Source organism: Streptomyces sp. ATLC9 (genome assembly GCF_057196705.1).
The window spans coordinates 1-243 of the sequence record NZ_JBXUOY010000645.1; the positions used below are offsets into that span (position 1 = coordinate 1).

At 69.5% G+C, this 243-nt stretch carries 1 protein-coding gene; it reads left to right on the plus strand.

Going from position 1 to position 243, the window contains the following annotated elements:
• Nucleotides 1-243: NAD(P)/FAD-dependent oxidoreductase (locus AC2CJA_RS27470; protein WP_484605307.1), on the plus strand; the 243-nt coding region annotated here is incomplete at both ends.

Sequence of the window (243 nt, forward strand, 5' to 3'; positions counted from 1 at the left end):
CCGCGCCGCCCTGCGGCCGCTGGTCTTCGAAGGCTCGGTGACCGCCGGCGGCGCGCTGATGAACACCACCGAGGTGGAGAACTTCCCCGGCTTCCGCGACGGTGTCATGGGTCCGGATCTGATGGACAACATGCGCGCCCAGGCCGAGCGGTTCGGCGCCGAGCTGATCGCCGACGACATCACCGCCGTCGACCTGGAGGGTGAGATCAAGGCCGTGACCGATTCGGCCGGTACCGTGCACCG